At 67.3% G+C, this 17,965-nt stretch carries 26 protein-coding genes; all 26 read left to right on the forward strand.

The annotated features are described in order from the left end of the window. Nucleotides 1-88: 88 nt before the first annotated feature. The 26 genes from fusA to D8M35_RS05630 all read left to right on the forward strand — a co-directional run bounded on the left by fusA (nt 89) and on the right by D8M35_RS05630 (nt 17,962). Nucleotides 89-2,203 carry an elongation factor G gene (gene fusA / locus D8M35_RS05505; RefSeq protein WP_126890947.1) on the forward strand — a complete coding sequence of 705 codons (2,115 nt, stop codon included), beginning with the start codon at nt 89-91 and terminating at the stop codon, nt 2,201-2,203. A 137-nt stretch (nt 2,204-2,340) separates the two neighbouring features. Continuing rightward, nucleotides 2,341-3,528 (forward strand): elongation factor Tu, encoded by a 1,188-nt coding sequence (gene tuf / locus D8M35_RS05510; RefSeq protein ID WP_065960042.1) that lies wholly within the window; start codon nt 2,341-2,343, stop codon nt 3,526-3,528. Nucleotides 3,529-3,671: 143 nt separating this feature from the next. Then, on the forward strand, nt 3,672-4,649 hold the full coding sequence (locus D8M35_RS05515) for a DNA topoisomerase IB (RefSeq protein ID WP_126890948.1): 978 nt from the start codon (nt 3,672-3,674) through the stop codon (nt 4,647-4,649). A gap of 81 nt (nt 4,650-4,730) precedes the next feature. Further along, complete coding sequence (locus D8M35_RS05520; protein ID WP_161972608.1) at nt 4,731-5,546, forward strand: DarT ssDNA thymidine ADP-ribosyltransferase family protein; 816 nt, start codon at nt 4,731-4,733, stop codon at nt 5,544-5,546. A gap of 767 nt (nt 5,547-6,313) precedes the next feature. Next, complete coding sequence (gene rpsJ, locus D8M35_RS05525) at nt 6,314-6,622, forward strand: 30S ribosomal protein S10 (RefSeq protein WP_022903286.1); 309 nt, start codon at nt 6,314-6,316, stop codon at nt 6,620-6,622. 13 nt (nt 6,623-6,635) lie between these two features. Continuing rightward, nucleotides 6,636-7,289, forward strand: coding sequence for a 50S ribosomal protein L3 (gene rplC / locus D8M35_RS05530; RefSeq protein WP_022903285.1), 654 nt, complete (start codon nt 6,636-6,638; stop codon nt 7,287-7,289). 2 nt (nt 7,290-7,291) lie between these two features. Then, the gene (gene rplD / locus D8M35_RS05535; RefSeq protein WP_126890950.1) at nt 7,292-7,951 is read left to right on the forward strand and encodes a 50S ribosomal protein L4; all 660 of its coding nucleotides are present in this window, start codon (nt 7,292-7,294) and stop codon (nt 7,949-7,951) included. After that, complete coding sequence (rplW, locus tag D8M35_RS05540; RefSeq protein ID WP_058742338.1) at nt 7,948-8,247, forward strand: 50S ribosomal protein L23; 300 nt, start codon at nt 7,948-7,950, stop codon at nt 8,245-8,247. Before rplD ends, rplW begins: the two co-directional genes overlap by 4 nt. 18 nt (nt 8,248-8,265) lie before the next feature. Further along, nucleotides 8,266-9,105, forward strand: coding sequence for a 50S ribosomal protein L2 (gene rplB / locus D8M35_RS05545; RefSeq protein WP_058728264.1), 840 nt, complete (start codon nt 8,266-8,268; stop codon nt 9,103-9,105). An 11-nt stretch (nt 9,106-9,116) separates the two neighbouring features. Continuing rightward, on the forward strand, nt 9,117-9,398 hold the full coding sequence (gene rpsS, locus D8M35_RS05550) for a 30S ribosomal protein S19 (protein WP_017885529.1): 282 nt from the start codon (nt 9,117-9,119) through the stop codon (nt 9,396-9,398). Nucleotides 9,399-9,423: 25 nt separating this feature from the next. After that, nucleotides 9,424-9,816: a 50S ribosomal protein L22 gene (gene rplV, locus D8M35_RS05555; RefSeq protein WP_035809257.1), complete on the forward strand. Its 393-nt coding sequence runs from the start codon at nt 9,424-9,426 to the stop codon at nt 9,814-9,816. Next, nucleotides 9,816-10,613: a 30S ribosomal protein S3 gene (gene rpsC, locus D8M35_RS05560; protein ID WP_022903280.1), complete on the forward strand. Its 798-nt coding sequence runs from the start codon at nt 9,816-9,818 to the stop codon at nt 10,611-10,613. Before rplV ends, rpsC begins: the two co-directional genes overlap by 1 nt. A gap of 2 nt (nt 10,614-10,615) precedes the next feature. Further along, nucleotides 10,616-11,035, forward strand: coding sequence for a 50S ribosomal protein L16 (gene rplP / locus D8M35_RS05565; protein ID WP_022906346.1), 420 nt, complete (start codon nt 10,616-10,618; stop codon nt 11,033-11,035). After that, nucleotides 11,035-11,352: a 50S ribosomal protein L29 gene (rpmC, locus tag D8M35_RS17190; RefSeq protein WP_058728265.1), complete on the forward strand. Its 318-nt coding sequence runs from the start codon at nt 11,035-11,037 to the stop codon at nt 11,350-11,352. Before rplP ends, rpmC begins: the two co-directional genes overlap by 1 nt. Next, complete coding sequence (rpsQ, locus tag D8M35_RS05575) at nt 11,352-11,636, forward strand: 30S ribosomal protein S17 (RefSeq protein ID WP_066657023.1); 285 nt, start codon at nt 11,352-11,354, stop codon at nt 11,634-11,636. The genes rpmC and rpsQ overlap by 1 nt, the downstream gene beginning before the upstream one ends. A gap of 31 nt (nt 11,637-11,667) precedes the next feature. Beyond that, nucleotides 11,668-12,036, forward strand: coding sequence for a 50S ribosomal protein L14 (rplN, locus tag D8M35_RS05580; protein WP_017885523.1), 369 nt, complete (start codon nt 11,668-11,670; stop codon nt 12,034-12,036). Nucleotides 12,037-12,039: 3 nt separating this feature from the next. Further along, a complete protein-coding gene (rplX, locus tag D8M35_RS05585) occupies nt 12,040-12,399 on the forward strand; it encodes a 50S ribosomal protein L24 (protein WP_126890951.1) in 360 nt (119 codons plus the stop codon). Beyond that, nucleotides 12,399-12,989, forward strand: coding sequence for a 50S ribosomal protein L5 (gene rplE / locus D8M35_RS05590; RefSeq protein WP_126890952.1), 591 nt, complete (start codon nt 12,399-12,401; stop codon nt 12,987-12,989). Before rplX ends, rplE begins: the two co-directional genes overlap by 1 nt. A gap of 179 nt (nt 12,990-13,168) precedes the next feature. Then, nucleotides 13,169-13,567, forward strand: a complete 399-nt coding sequence (gene rpsH, locus D8M35_RS05595; RefSeq protein ID WP_065960021.1) for a 30S ribosomal protein S8 — start codon at nt 13,169-13,171, stop codon at nt 13,565-13,567. A 6-nt stretch (nt 13,568-13,573) separates the two neighbouring features. Next, nucleotides 13,574-14,110: a 50S ribosomal protein L6 gene (gene rplF, locus D8M35_RS05600; protein WP_066657016.1), complete on the forward strand. Its 537-nt coding sequence runs from the start codon at nt 13,574-13,576 to the stop codon at nt 14,108-14,110. Nucleotides 14,111-14,112: 2 nt separating this feature from the next. Beyond that, nucleotides 14,113-14,484 (forward strand): 50S ribosomal protein L18, encoded by a 372-nt coding sequence (rplR, locus tag D8M35_RS05605; RefSeq protein ID WP_066657014.1) that lies wholly within the window; start codon nt 14,113-14,115, stop codon nt 14,482-14,484. After that, a complete protein-coding gene (rpsE, locus tag D8M35_RS05610; protein WP_126890953.1) occupies nt 14,481-15,260 on the forward strand; it encodes a 30S ribosomal protein S5 in 780 nt (259 codons plus the stop codon). Before rplR ends, rpsE begins: the two co-directional genes overlap by 4 nt. Continuing rightward, nucleotides 15,260-15,445: a 50S ribosomal protein L30 gene (rpmD, locus tag D8M35_RS05615; protein WP_031273241.1), complete on the forward strand. Its 186-nt coding sequence runs from the start codon at nt 15,260-15,262 to the stop codon at nt 15,443-15,445. Before rpsE ends, rpmD begins: the two co-directional genes overlap by 1 nt. Beyond that, complete coding sequence (gene rplO, locus D8M35_RS05620; protein ID WP_066657012.1) at nt 15,442-15,906, forward strand: 50S ribosomal protein L15; 465 nt, start codon at nt 15,442-15,444, stop codon at nt 15,904-15,906. The genes rpmD and rplO overlap by 4 nt, the downstream gene beginning before the upstream one ends. Nucleotides 15,907-16,052: 146 nt before the next feature. After that, nucleotides 16,053-17,375, forward strand: a complete 1,323-nt coding sequence (secY, locus tag D8M35_RS05625) for a preprotein translocase subunit SecY (protein ID WP_126890954.1) — start codon at nt 16,053-16,055, stop codon at nt 17,373-17,375. Then, nucleotides 17,372-17,962 (forward strand): adenylate kinase, encoded by a 591-nt coding sequence (locus D8M35_RS05630; protein ID WP_126890955.1) that lies wholly within the window; start codon nt 17,372-17,374, stop codon nt 17,960-17,962. The genes secY and D8M35_RS05630 overlap by 4 nt, the downstream gene beginning before the upstream one ends. The last annotated feature ends 3 nt before the right edge of the window (nt 17,963-17,965 follow it).

Consider the following 17,965-nt stretch of genomic DNA (forward strand, 5'->3'; position numbering starts at 1 on the left):
GTCCCGGCTCCGATCGGGCGTCGGTGGTCACGCACCACCGACGCCCGCCCGGGCGCCACCCTCTCCTACAACTCTTCCGGAGGAACCTGTGGCACAGGACGTGCTCACCGACCTGAACAAGGTCCGCAACATCGGCATCATGGCGCACATCGATGCCGGCAAGACCACGACGACCGAGCGCATCCTGTTCTACACGGGCATCACGCACAAGATCGGTGAGGTCCACGACGGCGCTGCCACGATGGACTGGATGGCGCAGGAGCAGGAACGCGGCATCACGATCACGTCGGCCGCGACGACCTGCTTCTGGGACAACAACCAGATCAACATCATCGACACCCCCGGTCACGTGGACTTCACGGTCGAGGTGGAGCGCTCGCTCCGCGTCCTCGACGGTGCCGTCGCCGTCTTCGACGGCAAGGAGGGCGTCGAGCCCCAGTCCGAGACCGTGTGGCGTCAGGCGGACAAGTACGACGTCCCCCGCATCTGCTTCGTCAACAAGATGGACAAGCTCGGCGCGGACTTCTACTTCACCGTCGACACGATCATCAACCGCCTCGGTGCGGAGCCGCTCGTGCTGCAGCTCCCGATCGGTGCCGAGAACGACTTCGTCGGCGTCATCGACCTCATCGAGATGCACGCCAAGGTCTGGCCCGGCGACGCCAAGGGTGACGTGACCATGGGCGCCCAGTACGAGGTCCAGGAGATCCCCGCGGACCTCAAGGACCGCGCTGAGGAGTACCGCGCGAAGCTGATCGAGCGCGTCGCCGAGACCGACGACGCCCTGCTCGAGAAGTTCTTCGGCGGCGAGGAGCTGACCAAGGACGAGATCAAGGGCGCGATCCGCAAGCTCACGATCGCTTCCGAGGTCTACCCGGTCCTCTGCGGCTCGGCCTTCAAGAACCGCGGCGTCCAGCCGATGCTCGACGCGGTCATCGACTACCTCCCGTCCCCGCTCGACGTGCCGCCGATGATCGGCCACGACGTCAAGGACGAGGAGAAGGAGATCATCCGCAAGCCCGACGCCACCGAGCCGTTCTCGGCCCTGGCGTTCAAGGTCGCGGTGCACCCCTTCTTCGGTCGTCTGACCTACGTCCGCGTGTACTCCGGCTCGATCGAGTCCGGTGCCCAGGTCATCAACTCGACCAAGGGCAAGAAGGAGCGCATCGGCAAGATCTTCCAGATGCACTCCAACAAGGAGAACCCGGTCGACAACGTGACCGCGGGCCACATCTACGCGGTGATCGGCCTCAAGGACACCACCACCGGTGACACGCTCTGCGACCCGACCGACCAGGTCGTCCTCGAGTCGATGACGTTCCCGGAGCCGGTGATCGAGGTCGCCATCGAGCCGAACACGAAGGCCGACCAGGAGAAGCTCTCCACGGCCATCCAGAAGCTCGCGGAAGAGGACCCGACGTTCCGCGTCGAGCTCAACGCCGAGACCGGTCAGACGACGATCAAGGGCATGGGCGAGCTCCACCTCGACATCCTCGTCGACCGCATGAAGCGCGAGTTCAAGGTCGAGGCGTCGGTCGGCAAGCCGCAGGTGGCCTACCGCGAGACCCTGACCAAGGTCGTCGAGCGCTACGACTACACGCACAAGAAGCAGACCGGTGGTTCCGGCCAGTTCGCGAAGGTGCAGATCGCCCTCGAGCCGATGGAAGTCACGGCCGAGAAGGTCTACGAGTTCGAGAACGCCGTCACCGGTGGTCGCGTCCCGCGTGAGTACATCCCGTCGGTCGACGCCGGTATCCAGGACGCCATGCAGGTCGGCATCCTCGCCGGGTACCCGACCGTCGGCGTGAAGGCCATCCTCAAGGACGGCGCGGCGCACGACGTCGACTCGTCCGAGATGGCGTTCAAGATCGCCGGTTCGATCGCCTACAAGGAGGCCGCCCGCAAGGCCGGCCCCGCCATCCTCGAGCCGATCATGGCCGTCGAGGTGCGTACTCCCGAGGAGTACATGGGCGACGTCATCGGTGACCTGAACTCCCGTCGTGGCCAGATCGCCTCGATGGAGGACGCCTCGGGCGTCAAGGTGGTCCGCGCGAGCGTGCCGCTGTCCGAGATGTTCGGCTACGTCGGGGACCTCCGGTCCAAGACCTCTGGTCGTGCGGTCTACTCGATGACCTTCGAGACCTACAGCCAGGTCCCGGCCAAGGTCGCCGAGGAGATCATCGCGAAGAACAGCGGAGAGTAACGCTCCGGCGTTCTCTCCACAGGCGAGGGTGCCCGGCGACGGGCCCCTCGTCACCAAGTACAGTTAGACACACACCCTGCACGCCAACGGTTCACGGAACCGGGGGCATGCTCTCCGAGTCCTGAGGAGGACCCACAGTGGCCAAGGCCAAGTTCGAGCGGACCAAGCCGCACGTCAACATCGGAACCATCGGTCACGTCGACCACGGCAAGACCACGCTCACGGCGGCGATCACCAAGGTTCTGCACGACCAGTACCCGGACCTCAACGAGGCCCGTGACTTCGCTCAGATCGACAGCGCTCCCGAGGAGCGCGACCGCGGCATCACGATCAACATCTCGCACGTCGAGTACCAGACCGAGAAGCGCCACTACGCGCACGTCGACGCTCCTGGTCACGCCGACTACGTGAAGAACATGATCACCGGTGCGGCGCAGATGGACGGCGCGATCCTCGTGGTCGCCGCCACCGACGGCCCGATGCCCCAGACGCGTGAGCACGTCCTGCTCGCCCGCCAGGTCGGCGTCCCCTACATCGTCGTCGCGCTGAACAAGTCCGACATGGTGGACGACGAGGAGATCCTGGAGCTCGTCGAGCTCGAGGTCCGTGAGCTCCTCGGCTCGCAGGAGTTCGACGAGGATGCCCCCGTCGTGCAGGTCTCGGCGCTCAAGGCGCTCGAGGGCGACGAGAAGTGGGTCAAGTCCGTCCAGGACCTGATGTCCGCCGTCGACGAGAACGTCCCGGACCCGGTGCGCGCCACCGACCAGCCGTTCCTCATGCCGATCGAGGACGTCTTCACGATCACCGGTCGTGGCACCGTCGTCACCGGTCGTGTCGAGCGTGGCACGCTGGACCTCAACTCCGAGGTCGAGATCGTCGGCATCCGCCCGACGCAGAAGACCACGGTCACGGGCATCGAGATGTTCCGCAAGCTGCTGGACAAGGCTGAGGCGGGCGACAACACCGGTCTCCTCATCCGTGGCCTCAAGCGCGAGGACGTCGAGCGCGGCCAGGTCGTCGTGAAGCCGGGTTCGGTCACGCCGCACACCGAGTTCAAGGCGAACGCGTACATCCTGACCAAGGAAGAGGGCGGTCGTCACAACCCGTTCTACGCGAACTACCGTCCGCAGTTCTACTTCCGCACCACGGACGTCACCGGCGTCATCACGCTGCCCGAGGGCACCGAGATGGTCATGCCCGGCGACACCGTCGCCATGTCGGTCGAGCTGATCCAGCCGATCGCGATGGAGGCCGGCCTCCGCTTCGCCATCCGTGAGGGTGGCCGCACGGTCGGCGCCGGTACGGTCGAGGAGATCGTCAAGTAACTCCCGGTTCTCCGGAAGACACTGCGCCAGCGGGGTCGGGCCTTCGGGTCCGGCCCCGCTTCGTCGTGCCCGGCGGACGTCCGGTCCGTCCCGGGCGCGTTCCCGGTGACGGGTCCCAGGCGTCGGCGGGCAACATCGTCGGAGTGACCCGTCTCCGCCGCTCCGCGACCAACGGTCGTGGCTACCACCGTGTCCGCAGCGGCAAGGGCTTCTCGTACCGCGACCCGGACGGGAAGACCGTCACCGACGCCGTCGTGCGACAGCGCCTCGACGACCTCGTGATCCCTCCGGCCTGGGACGACGTGTGGATCTCGCCGTACGAGAACGGGCACATCCTCGCGACCGGCAAGGACGGCGTCGGCCGGCGTCAGTACATGTACCACCCCGGGTGGCGCGAGCGGATGGACCGGATCAAGTACGACCGGGCACTCGCCCTCGCGGAGTCGCTGCCGTCGGCGCGACGGATGGTCACGCAGGACCTGCGGCGGCCCGAGCCCGACCGGCGGCGTGCCCTTGCCGCGGCCTTCCGGATGCTCGACCAGGGTTCGCTCCGGGTCGGGTCCGAGCGCTACGCCACCGAGCACGGCAGCCGCGGCCTGTCGACGCTGCTGTGTGCGCACGCCCACGTGTCCGGCGACGACATCGAGCTCGACTTCCCGGGCAAGAGCGGGCAGGAGTGGTCGTCCACGATCCACGACCACGACCTCGCGCGGGTGATCGCCGGGATGAAGCGTCGTGGACCGAACGCGCGCCTGCTGTCCTTCCGTGCCGAGCGCGGTGCCGAGTGGGAGCCGCTCGCCGCCGAGGACATCAACGAGTACGTGAAGGAGCGAGCCGGTGACGAGTTCACCGCGAAGGACTTCCGCACCCTGCACGGGACCGTCGCGGCCGCGGTGGACCTGGCGCGTACCGGCCCGCAGTCGAGTGAGGCCAAGCGCAAGAAGGCCGTCTCGCACGCCGTGAAGGCCGCGAGCGAGGAGCTGGGCAACACCCCGACGGTGTGCCGGCAGAGCTACATCGACCCGCGCCTGCTCGACGCGTACCAGCACGGCGAGACCATCGACCCCGAACGCCTCCACGCCGCCGAGTCCGAGGTGCGTGCCCTGCTCTACCGACAGTGACGGAAGGGGGCGGATCATGACGTACGGTTGGACACCGTGCCCGATCTCCCCCACCCGGGCACGGAAGGACCTCTCCCAGTCGTGACCGACGAGTGCATCCACGGTTTCCCCACCGAACTCTGCGACATCTGCTCGCCCCGACAGGCCGAGGTGCCTGCAGTCCCCACCACGCCGACGCCCCGTCGGACCCGCATCACCACCGACCTCCGCTCCACCCCGGCCCCCGCGCGCGGCTCCTCGTCGCTCCGGTCGCCGGCTGCTCCTGAACTGCCGGAGCCCCGCGTGTTCGCGTCGCTCCGGGCGCACCACGCCACCCACGTCGACAACCTGGCGTCCATCGTCGGCGAGGGCGCCGTCCTCGCCGCCGACACGGCCACTCCGGTCGTCGACGTCAGCTCTGCCGAGACGCGTGCCGCGCGCGCCGAGGCGACCGCTCCCGACGGTGGCTCCGTGTCGGGTCACGTCCCGTTCACGCTCTCGCCGGACGCCACACGCTGGGACGAGCTCCGCCGCGGCGCCGAGGGCGCCCGCTGGTCCGACGCCGCCCGACGCACGCGTGCCACCGAGTACGTCGTGCTCGTCGTGCCGGTGTCCGCGTTCGGCGCCTCCGTGATCGTCGCCGACCAGGACGCCGAGGCCGACGACGTGCGCTTCGCGGTCGGACCGGAGGCAGCGACGAACCTGATCCGTCGCACCGACTTCACCGACCCGGAGATGCACGGCCTCGAGCTGCTCGCCGGGCCCCGTGTGCCGTTCTCGTCGATCGCCGTCATCGGGGTGCCGAACGACCGCGTCCGACAGCAGGTCAAGACGCTGCTCGCCGAGCACCGCGTGACCGGTCCTCGGGTCGCGGTCTTCCCGCCGTGGTTCGTCCCGCCGGTGCCCGAGGAGTTCTGACCCGGTCGGACGCCCTCCCTGCCATCGTGCCCGCTCGGCCTCGCCGAGCGGGCACGATCCGTTCCGCCGACCTCGACGGAGTCACTCGACGGAAGGTGTCGGGTCCCGTCTGGCCGCGCCGAGCGGGCGAGATCCGTCACGCTGAGCCCCCGGACCCGACCGATCCCACCCGCGCGGCGCTCGGCGCGCGGCGTGTCCTGCCCGCTCGCGGACCGCCACCGGACCCGACGTGCGCGGGCCCGCGCCCGTCGAGTCGAGAAGGGTGCCGAGGGCGGACCGACCACCTCGGGAAGGTGCGCGACGCGCCCGGGGTGCGCCGCGCCTCCAGGCCGGGCAGAACCGCGCCGTTCCGGGGGAGCGCGCCGTCCCGAGCCCCGCGGAACCCGACGACACGCCCGGGTTGCACAGGTGCCGTGCCTATGCGAGACTTGTCCGGTTCCGAATTCCGCGGGCGTTCGCGCGCGCAGGATCACTGCTCTGGCAGTGCACAATCCCTCCGTCCAGCGGAGCTGGGTTGGGCCGCAGGCAGCAGAACACGATCGAGTCCCCACCACCACCCCGGGTGCACCTGTGCCCGGAGTGCGGGGAAGCGACATGCCCACGCTGGACGGCCACGGTCGCCCTGCGCGGTTGACAGGAGAACAGCGGTCATCCCCCGAGGATGCGGCCGGTTGGTTCAGGAAAACAGCCAAGCCCTGCAGGAATGCACGGTGACGGCGGCGTCAGGCGGCCCGAGGGTGCGCGGCGCAGAGAGGACAGAGAGACACATGGCGGGACAGAAGATCCGCATCCGGCTCAAGTCGTACGACCACGAGGTCATCGACACGTCGGCCCGGAAGATCGTCGACACGGTGACCCGTGCCGGTGCGACCGTGGTCGGCCCGGTGCCGCTCCCCACCGAGAAGAACGTGGTCACCGTGATCCGTTCTCCCCACAAGTACAAGGACTCGCGCGAGCACTTCGAGAAGCGCACGCACAAGCGGGTCATCGACATCGTCGACCCGACGCCGAAGGCCGTCGACTCGCTCATGCGACTCGACCTCCCGGCCGACGTCAACATCGAGATCAAGCTGTAAGGGGGACTGACCGATGGCGAACTCAACCAAGACCGTCAAGGGCCTCCTCGGCAAGAAGCTCGGGATGACCCAGGTGTGGGACGAGAACAACAAGTTCATCCCCGTCACCGTGATCGAGGTCGGCCCGAACGTGGTCACCCAGATCCGCAACGTCGAGCGCGACGGCTACGAGGCGATCCAGATCGCCGCCGGCGCGATCGACCCGCGCAAGGTGAACAAGCCGGCCGCCGGCCATTTCGAGGCTGCTGGTGTGACCCCGCGTCGCACCCTCACCGAGATCCGCACCAACGACTCCGCCGAGTACACGCTCGGCCAGGAGCTCACCGTCGACACCTTCGAGGCCGGCCAGAAGGTCGACGTCGTCGGGACGTCGAAGGGCAAGGGCTTCGCCGGTGTCATGAAGCGCCACGGCTTCGCCGGTGTGTCCGCTTCGCACGGTGCCCACCGCAACCACCGCAAGCCCGGTTCGATCGGTGCTTCGTCGACCCCGTCGCGCGTCTTCAAGGGCATGCGCATGGCCGGCCGCATGGGTGGCGAGCGCGTGACCGTCCTCAACCTCACGGTGCACGCCGTCGACGCCGAGAAGGGTCTGCTGCTCGTCAAGGGCGCCGTCCCCGGTGCTCGCGGTCGCTCCGTCTTCGTCCGCACCGCCGTGAAGGGTAAGTGATCATGGCCACCGAGACCGCAACCACGATCGACGTCCTCGACGCGACCGGAGCCGTCGCCGGCAGCATCGAGCTGCCCGCCGAGCTCTTCGACGTCGAGACGAACGTCCCGCTGATCCACCAGGTCGTCACCGCGCAGCTCGCCGCCGCGCGTCAGGGCACCCACAAGACCAAGAACCGCGGCGAGGTCCGCGGTGCTGGTCGCAAGCCGTTCAAGCAGAAGGGCACCGGCCGCTCCCGTCAGGGTTCGGTCCGCGCTCCGGAGCACACCGGCGGTGGCGTCGTCCACGGACCGACCCCGCGCGACTACTCGCAGCGCACCCCGAAGAAGATGATCGCCGCGGCTCTGCTCGGCTCGCTCTCGGACCGCGCCCGCGGTGGCCGCATCTCCGCTGTCGAGTCCTTCGTCCCGGCTGAACTGCCCTCGACGAAGACCGCTCGCACGCTCATCGAGAAGGTCGCGCCCGTCAAGAACGTGCTCGTCGTGCTCGAGTCGGCCGACGAGCTCACGCTCAAGTCGGTCCGCAACCTGCCGAACGTCCACGCGCTCTCGTACGGCCAGCTCAACGCCTACGACGTGCTCAAGGCCGATGCCCTCGTCTTCAGCAAGAGCGCACTCGACGCCTTCATCGCGTCGAAGACCGCGAAGGAGATCTCCGCATGAGCGGCTTCAACAAGGACCCGCGCGACATCATCATCTCGCCGGTCGTCTCGGAGAAGAGCTACGGCCTGATCGACCAGGGCAAGTACACGTTCATCGTGGACCCCCGCTCGAACAAGACCGAGATCAAGCTCGCCATCGAGAAGATCTTCGACGTCAAGGTCGCGAGCATCAACACGCTGAACCGTCCGGGCAAGACCCGTCGCACGAAGTTCGGCCTGGGCAAGCGCAAGGACACCAAGCGCGCCATCGTGACGCTCAAGTCCGGTTCGATCGACATCTTCACGGCTGTCGGCTGAGGACCAGAGGGATAAATCATGGCTATTCGTAACTACAAGCCGACGACCCCCGGTCGTCGCGGCTCGTCGGTCGCCGACTTCGCTGAGATCACCCGTTCGACGCCGGAGAAGTCGCTGCTTCGTCCGCTGCCGAAGACCGGTGGCCGCAACAGCTCGGGCCGCATCACCACCCGCCACATCGGTGGTGGCCACAAGCGCCAGTACCGCGTGATCGACTTCCGTCGTCACGACAAGGACGGCGTGGACGCCAAGGTCGCACACATCGAGTACGACCCGAACCGCACCGCGCGCATCGCGCTCCTGCACTACGTCGACGGCACGAAGCGTTACATCATCGCGCCGAACAAGCTCAAGCAGGGCGACGTCATCGAGCAGGGCCCCGGCGCCGACATCAAGCCCGGCAACAACCTGCCGCTGCGCAACATCCCCGTGGGTACGGTCATCCACGCCATCGAGCTCCGCCCCGGTGGCGGCGCGAAGATGGCGCGTTCGGCCGGCGCCTCGGTCCGCCTCGTCGCCAAGGACGGCCCCTACGCGCAGCTCCGTCTGCCGTCGGGCGAGGTCCGCAACGTCGACGCCCGCTGCCGCGCCACCATCGGCGAGGTCGGCAACGCCGAGCAGTCCAACATCAACTGGGGCAAGGCCGGCCGCATGCGCTGGAAGGGCGTCCGCCCGACCGTGCGTGGTGTCGCGATGAACCCGGTCGACCACCCGCACGGTGGTGGTGAGGGCAAGACGTCCGGTGGTCGTCACCCGGTCAGCCCCTGGGGCCAGGCCGAGGGTCGTACGCGCAAGCCGAACAAGCCGAGCGACAAGCTCATCGTCCGTCGCCGTAACGCCGGCAAGAAGCGCAAGTAGGAGTTCAGAAGATGCCACGCAGTCTGAAGAAGGGCCCCTTCGTCGACGAGCACCTGCTCCGCAAGGTCGTCACGCAGAACGAGGCCAACACCAAGAACGTGATCCGTACCTGGTCGCGTCGCTCGATGATCGTCCCGAACATGCTCGGGCACACGATCGCCGTGCACGACGGCCGCAAGCACATCCCGGTGTTCGTCACCGAGTCGATGGTCGGTCACAAGCTCGGCGAGTTCGCGCCGACCCGCACCTTCCGTGGTCACGTGAAGGACGACAAGAAGGGCCGTCGCCGCTAAGGCGGGGACGAAGAGGAGGAACGAAATGGTGGAGTCGATCGCACGCGTGCGACACATCCGCGTCACGCCTCAGAAGGCCCGTCGCGTCATCGAGCTGATCCGCGGCAAGCAGGCTCACGAGGCCCTCGCCATCCTGAAGTTCGCCCCCCAGGGCGCTTCGGAGCCCGTGTACAAGCTGGTCGCCTCGGCGATCGCCAACGCACGTGTCAAGGCGGACTCGACGAACAGCTTCCTCGACGAGCGCGACCTCTACGTGAGCCGCGTCTTCGTCGACGAGGGCACGACCCTGAAGCGGTTCCAGCCGCGTGCCCAGGGCCGGGCCTTCCGCATCAACAAGCGCACCAGCCACATCACGGTCGTCCTCGCGACGCCGGACGAGGCCGAGGTCGCCGCGACGAGCAAGAAGGCGAGCAAGTAATGGGCCAGAAGGTCAACCCGTACGGCTTCCGTCTCGGGATCACGACGGACCACGTCTCGCACTGGTTCACCGACAGCACGAAGGCCGGTCAGCGCTACGCCGACTACGTGGCCGAGGACATCAAGGTGCGCGAGTACCTGAAGAAGACCCTCGACCGCGCCGGTGTCGCCCGCATCGAGCTCGAGCGCACTCGGGACCGCGTCCGCGTGGACATCCACACCGCGCGTCCGGGCATCGTCATCGGTCGCCGTGGTGCCGAGGCGGAGCGCGTCCGTGGCGAGCTCGAGAAGCTCACCAAGAAGCAGATCCAGCTCAACATCCTCGAGGTCAAGAACCCCGAGACCGAGGCCCAGCTCGTCGCGCAGGGCATCGCCGAGCAGCTCTCCGCTCGTGTCGCGTTCCGTCGCGCCATGCGCAAGGGCCTGCAGGGTGCACAGCGCGCCGGCGCCAAGGGTGTCCGCATCCAGGTGTCGGGTCGTCTCGGCGGCGCCGAGATGTCGCGCTCGGAGTTCTACCGCGAGGGCCGCGTGCCCCTGCACACGCTCCGCGCCAACATCGACTACGGCTTCTACGAGGCGCGCACCACCTTCGGTCGCATCGGCGTGAAGGTATGGATCTACAAGGGCGACATCACGAACAAGGAGCTCGCTCGCGAGCAGGCGAACCAGCGTTCGTCGCGCCCGGAGCGTCGTGGCGGCCCCCGTGGCGAGCGCGGCGACCGTCGTGGCGGCGACCGTGGCGGCCGTCAGCAGCAGGCCCCGCAGGACGCGCCGGCCGGCGCAGGAGTTGAGGCGTAACCATGCTTATTCCCCGTCGAGTCAAGCACCGCAAGCAGCACCACCCGAAGCGCTCGGGTCAGGCCACCGGCGGTACCAAGGTCAGCTTCGGCGACTACGGTATCCAGGCCCTCACCCCGGCCTACGTGACCAACCGTCAGATCGAGTCCGCTCGTATCGCGATGACGCGTCACATCAAGCGTGGCGGCAAGGTGTGGATCAACATCTACCCGGACCGTCCGCTGACCAAGAAGCCGGCTGAGACCCGCATGGGTTCCGGTAAGGGCTCGCCCGAGTGGTGGGTCGCCAACGTCAAGCCGGGTCGTGTGCTCTTCGAGCTCTCCGGCGTCAACGAGGACATCGCCCGCGAGGCGCTGACCCGTGCAATCCACAAGCTGCCCCTCAAGGCACGCATCATCAAGCGCGAGGAGGGCGACGCGTAATGGCGATCGGTTCCAAGGAGCTCCGTCCCACGGAGCTCGACACGTTCGAGAACGAGCGTCTCGCTGACGAGCTGAAGAAGGCCAAGGAGGAACTCTTCAACCTCCGCTTCCAGTCGGCCACCGGCCAGCTGGAGAGCCACGGTCGTCTCCGTGCCGTCAAGCGCGACATCGCACGCATCTACACCGTCCTCCGCGAGCGCGAGCTCGGCATCCGTGCCACCCCCGCGCCCGTCGAGACCGCCACCAAGGCCAAGAAGACGAAGAAGGCTGACAAGCCGGCCGAGTCGACCGAGGCCGCTACCGCCGAGGAGAACTGATGGCGAACGAAGAGAACAACTCCGCCGCCTCGACCCGCGGCTACCGCAAGACGCGTCGCGGCTACGTGACGAGCGACAAGATGGACAAGACCATCGTGGTCGAGGTCGAGGACCGCGTGAAGCACGCGCTCTACGGCAAGATCATCCGCCGCACGTCCAAGGTGAAGGCCCACGACGAGCTCGGCACCGCTGGTGTCGGCGACCTCGTCGTGATCAGCGAGACCCGTCCCCTCAGCGCCTCCAAGCGCTGGCGCCTGGTCGAGATCCTCGAGAAGGCCAAGTAGGCCCCGGCCTGCTTCGGAATAGGAGACAGCAGTGATTCAGCAGGAATCCCGCCTGAAGGTCGCCGACAACACGGGTGCCAAGGAGATCTTGACCATCCGCGTGCTCGGTGGCTCGGGTCGTCGCTACGCCGGCCTCGGTGACGTCATCGTCGCCACGGTGAAGGACGCCATCCCCGGCGGCAACGTGAAGAAGGGTGACGTCGTCAAGGCGGTCATCGTTCGCACCAAGAAGGAGACCCGTCGTCAGGACGGCTCCTACATCAAGTTCGACGAGAACGCGGCAGTGATCCTCAAGGCCGACGGCGACCCGCGCGGTACGCGCATCTTCGGTCCGGTCGGTCGCGAGCTCCGTGACAAGAAGTTCATGAAGATCATCTCGCTCGCGCCGGAGGTGCTGTAAGCCATGGCGAACATCAAGAAGGGTGACCTCGTCCAGGTCATCACGGGCGCCAAGCAGGAGCGTGGCGGCGACCGTGGCAAGCAGGGCAAGGTCATCGAGGTCCTCAAGGACAAGAACCGCGTCGTCGTCGAGGGCGTGAACTTCGTGACGAAGCACGTCCGCGTCGGCCAGACGCAGCGCGGGTCGAAGACCGGTGGCATCGAGCAGCACGAGGCTCCGATCCACGTGTCGAACGTCGCCATCGTCGACCCGAAGACCAAGAAGCCGACCCGCGTCGGCTTCCGTACCGAAGAGGTGGAGAAGGACGGCGTGAAGAAGACCGTCCGCGTCCGCTACGCCAAGAAGTCGGGTGAGAAGCTCTGATGACCGACACGACTGCCGCGCCGGAGACCAAGGTCGAGCCGCGCCTCAAGCAGAAGTACAAGAACGAGATCAAGACCGCTCTCACCGAGCAGTTCGGGTACGCGAACGTCAACCAGGTCCCCGGCCTGGTCAAGGTCGTCGTGAACACCGGTGTCGGTGAGGCCGCTCGTGACTCCAAGGTGATCGACGGGGCCGTCAAGGACCTCACCGCGATCACCGGTCAGAAGCCGGTCGTGACGAAGGCCCGCAAGTCCATCGCGCAGTTCAAGCTGCGTGAGGGCCAGGCCATCGGCGCGCACGTCACCCTCCGCGGCGACCGCGCGTGGGAGTTCATCGACCGCCTCGTCACCCTCGCCCTGCCCCGCATCCGCGACTTCCGCGGTCTCAGCGACAAGCAGTTCGACGGCAACGGCAACTACACGTTCGGTCTCACGGAGCAGTCGATGTTCCACGAGATCGACCAGGACCGCATCGACCGCGTGCGTGGCTTCGACATCACCGTCGTGACCACCGCGAAGACGGACGACGAGGGCCGCGCGCTGCTCCGCCAGCTCGGCTTCCCGTTCCGTTCGGCCGACCAGACGGTCTAAGATAGTCCGGGCGCTGCGGGCCGGAGGATTCACGTCCTCCGGCCCGCACGCACGAACACCGGCCGACGGCGACAGCCGCCGGCCCCCAGGTCTCCGGGATCCGCTCGGAGACCACCCGATCGCTCAGGTCGGCATTCGTGGAACGGGTGTCGAAACCAGGCGAAGAATGGACGACCATCATGACGATGACCGATCCGGTCGCAGACATGCTGACCAGATTGCGGAACGCGAACTCGGCGCACCACGACGCCGTCTCGCTCCCCAGCTCCAAGCTGAAGAAGAACATCGCTGAGATCCTCAAGCGCGAGGGTTACATCAGCGAGTGGAAGATCGAGGATGCCCGCGTCGGGCAGACCCTCACGATCGACCTGAAGTACGGCCCCGAGCGCGAGCGTTCGATCGCCGGCATCAAGCGCGTCTCGAAGCCCGGTCTCCGGGTCTACGCGAAGTCGACGGAGCTCCCCCAGGTCCTCGGTGGCCTCGGCGTGGCGATCCTCTCGACCTCGTCGGGACTGCTCACCGACCGTGAAGCCGAGCAGAAGGGCGTGGGTGGGGAAGTCCTCGCCTACGTGTGGTGATCGACAATGTCTCGAATCGGACGTCTTCCCATTGACATCCCCGCGGGTGTGACCGTCGCCATCGACGGCCAGACCGTCGCGGTCAAGGGCCCGAAGGGCGAGCTCGCGCTCACCGTCGCGGAGCCCATCCAGGCCAAGGTCGAGGAGAACCAGGTCCTCGTCACCCGTCCGGACGACGAGCGCAGCTCGCGTGCGCTGCACGGCCTGACCCGCACCCTCATCGCGAACAACATCGTCGGCGTGACCCAGGGCTACTCCAAGGGCCTCGAGGTCGTCGGTACCGGTTACCGCGTCGCGGCGAAGGGCAGCAACGTCGAGTTCGCGCTCGGCTACTCCCACCCCATCACGGTCGAGCCGCCGGCGGGCATCAGCTTCGCCGTCGAGGGCAACAACAAGCTCACCGTGTCGGGCATCGACAAGCAGGCCGTCGGCGAGGTGGCTGCCAACATCCGCAAGCTGCGCAAGCCCGAGCCCTACAAGGGCAAGGGTGTCCGCTACGCGGGCGAGATCGTGCGCCGCAAGGCCGGAAAGTCAGGTAAGTGATCATGGCTCTCGGTATCCGAGGAAAGAGCAAGTCGGCCGCCAAGGCGCGCCGTCACAACCGTCTCCGCAAGAAGATCACCGGCACCGAGGCGCGTCCGCGTCTCGCCGTCACCCGTTCGTCGCGTCACGTGTTCGTCCAGGTCATCGACGACGCGAAGGGCCACACCCTGGCCAGCGCATCGACGATGGAGGCCGACCTCCGTTCGTTCGACGGCGACAAGACGGCCAAGGCCCGTCGCATCGGCGAGCTCGTCGCCGAGCGTGCGAAGGCCGCTGGCGTCGAGGCCGTGGTCTTCGACCGCGGTGGGAGCAAGTACGCCGGTCGCGTCGCCGCGATCGCCGATGGTGCCCGTGAAGGAGGGCTGAACCTGTGAGCGACATCGCGAACAACAACGAAGCGGCCGAGACCGAGACCGAGACCGCTGCTGCGACGGAGACCGTCGCCAAGGCCGCGGCCGGCAAGGAAGCGGAAGCCCCTGCCGTCGCCGAGCGTCCGGTCGAGACCGCCGCGGGCTCCGCGTCGAACAACCGCGACAACGCCGACCAGCGCGGCCGTCGTGGCGGTGGACGTGACCGTCAGCAGGGTCGTGACCGCAACAACCGCGGTGGCGACAGCCAGTTCCTCGAGCGCGTGGTGACCATCAACCGCGTCTCGAAGGTCGTCAAGGGTGGTCGTCGCTTCAGCTTCACGGCGCTCGTCGTCGTCGGTGACGGCAACGGCCTCGTCGGTGTCGGCTACGGCAAGGCGAAGGAAGTCCCGACCGCGATCTCGAAGGGCGTCGAGGAGGCGAAGAAGAACTTCTTCCGCGTCCCGCGCGTCGGCAACACCATCCCGCACCCGGTGCAGGGTGAGGCCGCTGCCGGTGTCGTCCTGCTGCGTCCGGCCGCTGCCGGTACCGGTGTCATCGCCGGTGGTCCGGTCCGCGCCGTGCTCGAGTGCGCCGGCATCCACGACGTCCTGAGCAAGTCGCTCGGTTCGTCGAACACGATCAACATCGTGCACGCGACCGTCGAGGCGCTGCAGCAGCTCGAGGAGCCCCGCGCCGTCGCGAGCCGTCGTGGCCTCGACGTCGACCGGGTCGTCCCGGCTCGTCTGCTCCACGCCGAGGCTGCGGCGCTGCGTGCCGCGACCGAGAAGGCAGGTGCGTGATGGCGATGCTGAAGATCACGCAGACGAAGTCCGTTATCAGCGAGAAGCAGTACCAGCGCGACACCCTGCGCAGCCTGGGCCTCAAGCGCATCGGCCGTACGGTCCTGCGTGAGGACAACGCCCAGAACCGCGGGTACATCGCGACGGTGGCGCACCTCGTGAAGGTCGAGGAGGTCGACGCATGAGCGACGAGAAGAACGAGCGGGTCCAGGTGCTGAAGCTGCACCACCTCCGCCCGGCTGCCGGTTCCAAGAAGGACCGCACCCGTGTCGGCCGTGGTGAGGGCTCGAAGGGCAAGACCGCCGGCCGCGGTACCAAGGGCCAGAAGGCTCGCTACCAGGTCAAGGTCGGCTTCGAGGGTGGGCAGATGCCGCTGCACATGCGCACCCCGAAGCTCCGCGGGTTCAAGAACCCGTTCCGCGTCGAGTACCAGGTCGTGAACCTGGACAAGATCGCGGAGCTCTACCCGAACGGTGGCGACGTCACCGTTGCGGACCTGGTCGCCAAGGGCGCCGTCCGCAAGAACGAGAAGGTCAAGGTTCTCGGTCAGGGTGACATCAGCGTGAAGCTCACGGTCTCGGTCGACAAGGTCTCGGCGTCCGCCGCCGAGAAGATCGTGGCTGCTGGCGGAACCGTCTCCCAGTAACCCCCGTCGGCGGCCCGTGCGTTTGCGCACGGGCCGCCGTTACGGTTTCCTTGACAGTGGCCGGCGTCCGTCGGCCAGGTCGGCGCTGCCGATCGACACCGTGATGACCCCGATCGGGTCGCCGGTCCCAGAAGTTCGGAGTCCTCGTGTTCAGAGCGGTCGCGCGCATCATGCGCACCCCAGATCTTCGCAAGAAGATCGGCTTCACCCTCGCGATCATCGCGCTGTTCCGTCTCGGGTCGTACATCCCCGCGCCGTTCGTCGACTACACCGCCGTGCAGAGCTGTCTCGCCAGCGCGTCGTCCTCCGGCGGCCTCTACGACCTGATCAACCTCTTCTCCGGCGGCGCGCTGCTCAAGCTCTCGGTCTTCGCGCTCGGGATCATGCCGTACATCACGTCGTCGATCATCGTGCAGCTGCTGCGCGTGGTCATCCCGCACTTCGACGCCCTCTACAAGGAGGGCCAGTCCGGCCAGGCCAAGCTGACGCAGTACACGCGCTACCTCACCATCGCGCTCGGTGTCCTGCAGTCGACCACCCTCATCACGGTCGCGCGCTCCGGTGCTCTGTTCGGCACGAACGCCTCCGCCTCCTGCTCGTCGATCATCTCGAACGACAGCTGGTACGCGATCATGCTGATGGTCGTGACGCTGACCGCCGGTACGGGTCTCATCATGTGGATGGGCGAGCTCGTCACCGAGCGCGGCATCGGCAACGGCATGTCGCTGCTGATCTTCACGTCCATCGCGGCGCAGTTCCCGTCGGCGCTCTGGGCGATCGAGCAGTCGCAGTCCTTCGAGCTCTTCCTCTTCGTCATCCTGGTCGGCCTGGTCATCATGATGGCGGTCGTCTTCGTCGAGCAGTCGCAGCGGCGCATCCCGGTGCAGTACGCCAAGCGCATGGTCGGTCGTCGCACCTACGGCGGCAACAACACCTACATCCCGATCAAGGTGAACATGGCCGGCGTCGTGCCCGTCATCTTCGCCTCGTCGCTGCTGTACCTGCCGGCCCTGGTCGCGCAGTTCAACCAGCCCTCGGACGGCTCCGAGCCGGCCGCGTGGGTGACCTGGATCCAGAACAACCTGACCTCGGGTGACAACTGGTTCTACATGGTCCTGTACTTCCTGCTCATCGTCGGGTTCACGTACTTCTACGTCGCGATCACCTTCAACCCCGAAGAGGTCGCCGACAACATGAAGAAGTACGGCGGCTTCATCCCGGGCATCCGGGCCGGTCGTCCGACGGCCGAGTACCTCGACTACGTCCTGACCCGGGTGACGTTGCCCGGCTCGCTCTACCTCGGTCTCATCGCGCTCATCCCGCTGGCAGCACTGGCGCTGTTCGGCGCGAACCAGAACTTCCCGTTCGGCGGCGCGAGCATCCTCATCATCGTGGGTGTCGGTCTCGAGACCGTGAAGCAGATCGACTCGCAGCTGCAGCAACGTCACTACGAAGGGCTTCTCCGTTGAGCGCACGTCTCATCATCGTCGGACCTCCCGGAGCCGGGAAGGGCACCCAGGCCGGTCGGATCGCCGAGGGCTTCGGCGTCCCCGCGATCTCCACGGGTGACATCTTCCGCAAGAACGTCTCCGAGGGCACCCCGCTGGGTGTGCAGGCGAAGGCGATCATGGACGCGGGCAACTACGTGCCCGACGAGCTGACGAACGAGCTCGTCAAGTCGCGGCTGAGCGAGCCGGATGCCGAGCAGGGCTTCCTGCTCGACGGCTACCCGCGGACCGTGGGGCAGGTCGAGTACCTCGACGCGCTGCTCGCCGAGCAGGGCACCGGGATCGACGCCGTCGTGCAGCTCGTCGCCGACCAGGACGCGCTCGTGGCGCGACTCCTGAAGCGTGCCGAGGAGCAGGGCCGCAGCGACGACAACGAGGAGACGATCCGTCGTCGCCAGGAGGTCTACACGGAGCAGACGGCCCCGATCGTGGCGGCCTACGCCGAGCGCGGTCTCGTGGTCGACGTCGACGGGCTCGGCGGGATCGACGAGGTCGGTGACCGCATCCAGGCGGCGCTGACGTCGCGCGGCCTCACCGCGGGCGTCTGACTC

The organism is Curtobacterium sp. HSID17257 (assembly GCF_003989515.1).
Classification (GTDB): Bacteria; Actinomycetota; Actinomycetes; order Actinomycetales; family Microbacteriaceae; genus Curtobacterium.

Coding starts and splice junctions, on each gene's coding strand:
- rpsJ (WP_022903286.1), top strand. CDS start 6,314: ATGGCGGGACAGAAGATCCGCATCCGGCTCAAGTCGTACGACCACGAG.
- rplC (WP_022903285.1), top strand. CDS start 6,636: ATGGCGAACTCAACCAAGACCGTCAAGGGCCTCCTCGGCAAGAAGCTC.
- rplD (WP_126890950.1), top strand. CDS start 7,292: ATGGCCACCGAGACCGCAACCACGATCGACGTCCTCGACGCGACCGGA.
- rplW (WP_058742338.1), top strand. CDS start 7,948: ATGAGCGGCTTCAACAAGGACCCGCGCGACATCATCATCTCGCCGGTC.
- rplB (WP_058728264.1), top strand. CDS start 8,266: ATGGCTATTCGTAACTACAAGCCGACGACCCCCGGTCGTCGCGGCTCG.
- rpsS (WP_017885529.1), top strand. CDS start 9,117: ATGCCACGCAGTCTGAAGAAGGGCCCCTTCGTCGACGAGCACCTGCTC.
- rplV (WP_035809257.1), top strand. CDS start 9,424: ATGGTGGAGTCGATCGCACGCGTGCGACACATCCGCGTCACGCCTCAG.
- rpsC (WP_022903280.1), top strand. CDS start 9,816: ATGGGCCAGAAGGTCAACCCGTACGGCTTCCGTCTCGGGATCACGACG.
- rplP (WP_022906346.1), top strand. CDS start 10,616: ATGCTTATTCCCCGTCGAGTCAAGCACCGCAAGCAGCACCACCCGAAG.
- rpmC (WP_058728265.1), top strand. CDS start 11,035: ATGGCGATCGGTTCCAAGGAGCTCCGTCCCACGGAGCTCGACACGTTC.
- rpsQ (WP_066657023.1), top strand. CDS start 11,352: ATGGCGAACGAAGAGAACAACTCCGCCGCCTCGACCCGCGGCTACCGC.
- rplX (WP_126890951.1), top strand. CDS start 12,040: ATGGCGAACATCAAGAAGGGTGACCTCGTCCAGGTCATCACGGGCGCC.
- rplE (WP_126890952.1), top strand. CDS start 12,399: ATGACCGACACGACTGCCGCGCCGGAGACCAAGGTCGAGCCGCGCCTC.
- rpsH (WP_065960021.1), top strand. CDS start 13,169: ATGACGATGACCGATCCGGTCGCAGACATGCTGACCAGATTGCGGAAC.
- rplF (WP_066657016.1), top strand. CDS start 13,574: ATGTCTCGAATCGGACGTCTTCCCATTGACATCCCCGCGGGTGTGACC.
- rplR (WP_066657014.1), top strand. CDS start 14,113: ATGGCTCTCGGTATCCGAGGAAAGAGCAAGTCGGCCGCCAAGGCGCGC.
- rpmD (WP_031273241.1), top strand. CDS start 15,260: ATGGCGATGCTGAAGATCACGCAGACGAAGTCCGTTATCAGCGAGAAG.
- rplO (WP_066657012.1), top strand. CDS start 15,442: ATGAGCGACGAGAAGAACGAGCGGGTCCAGGTGCTGAAGCTGCACCAC.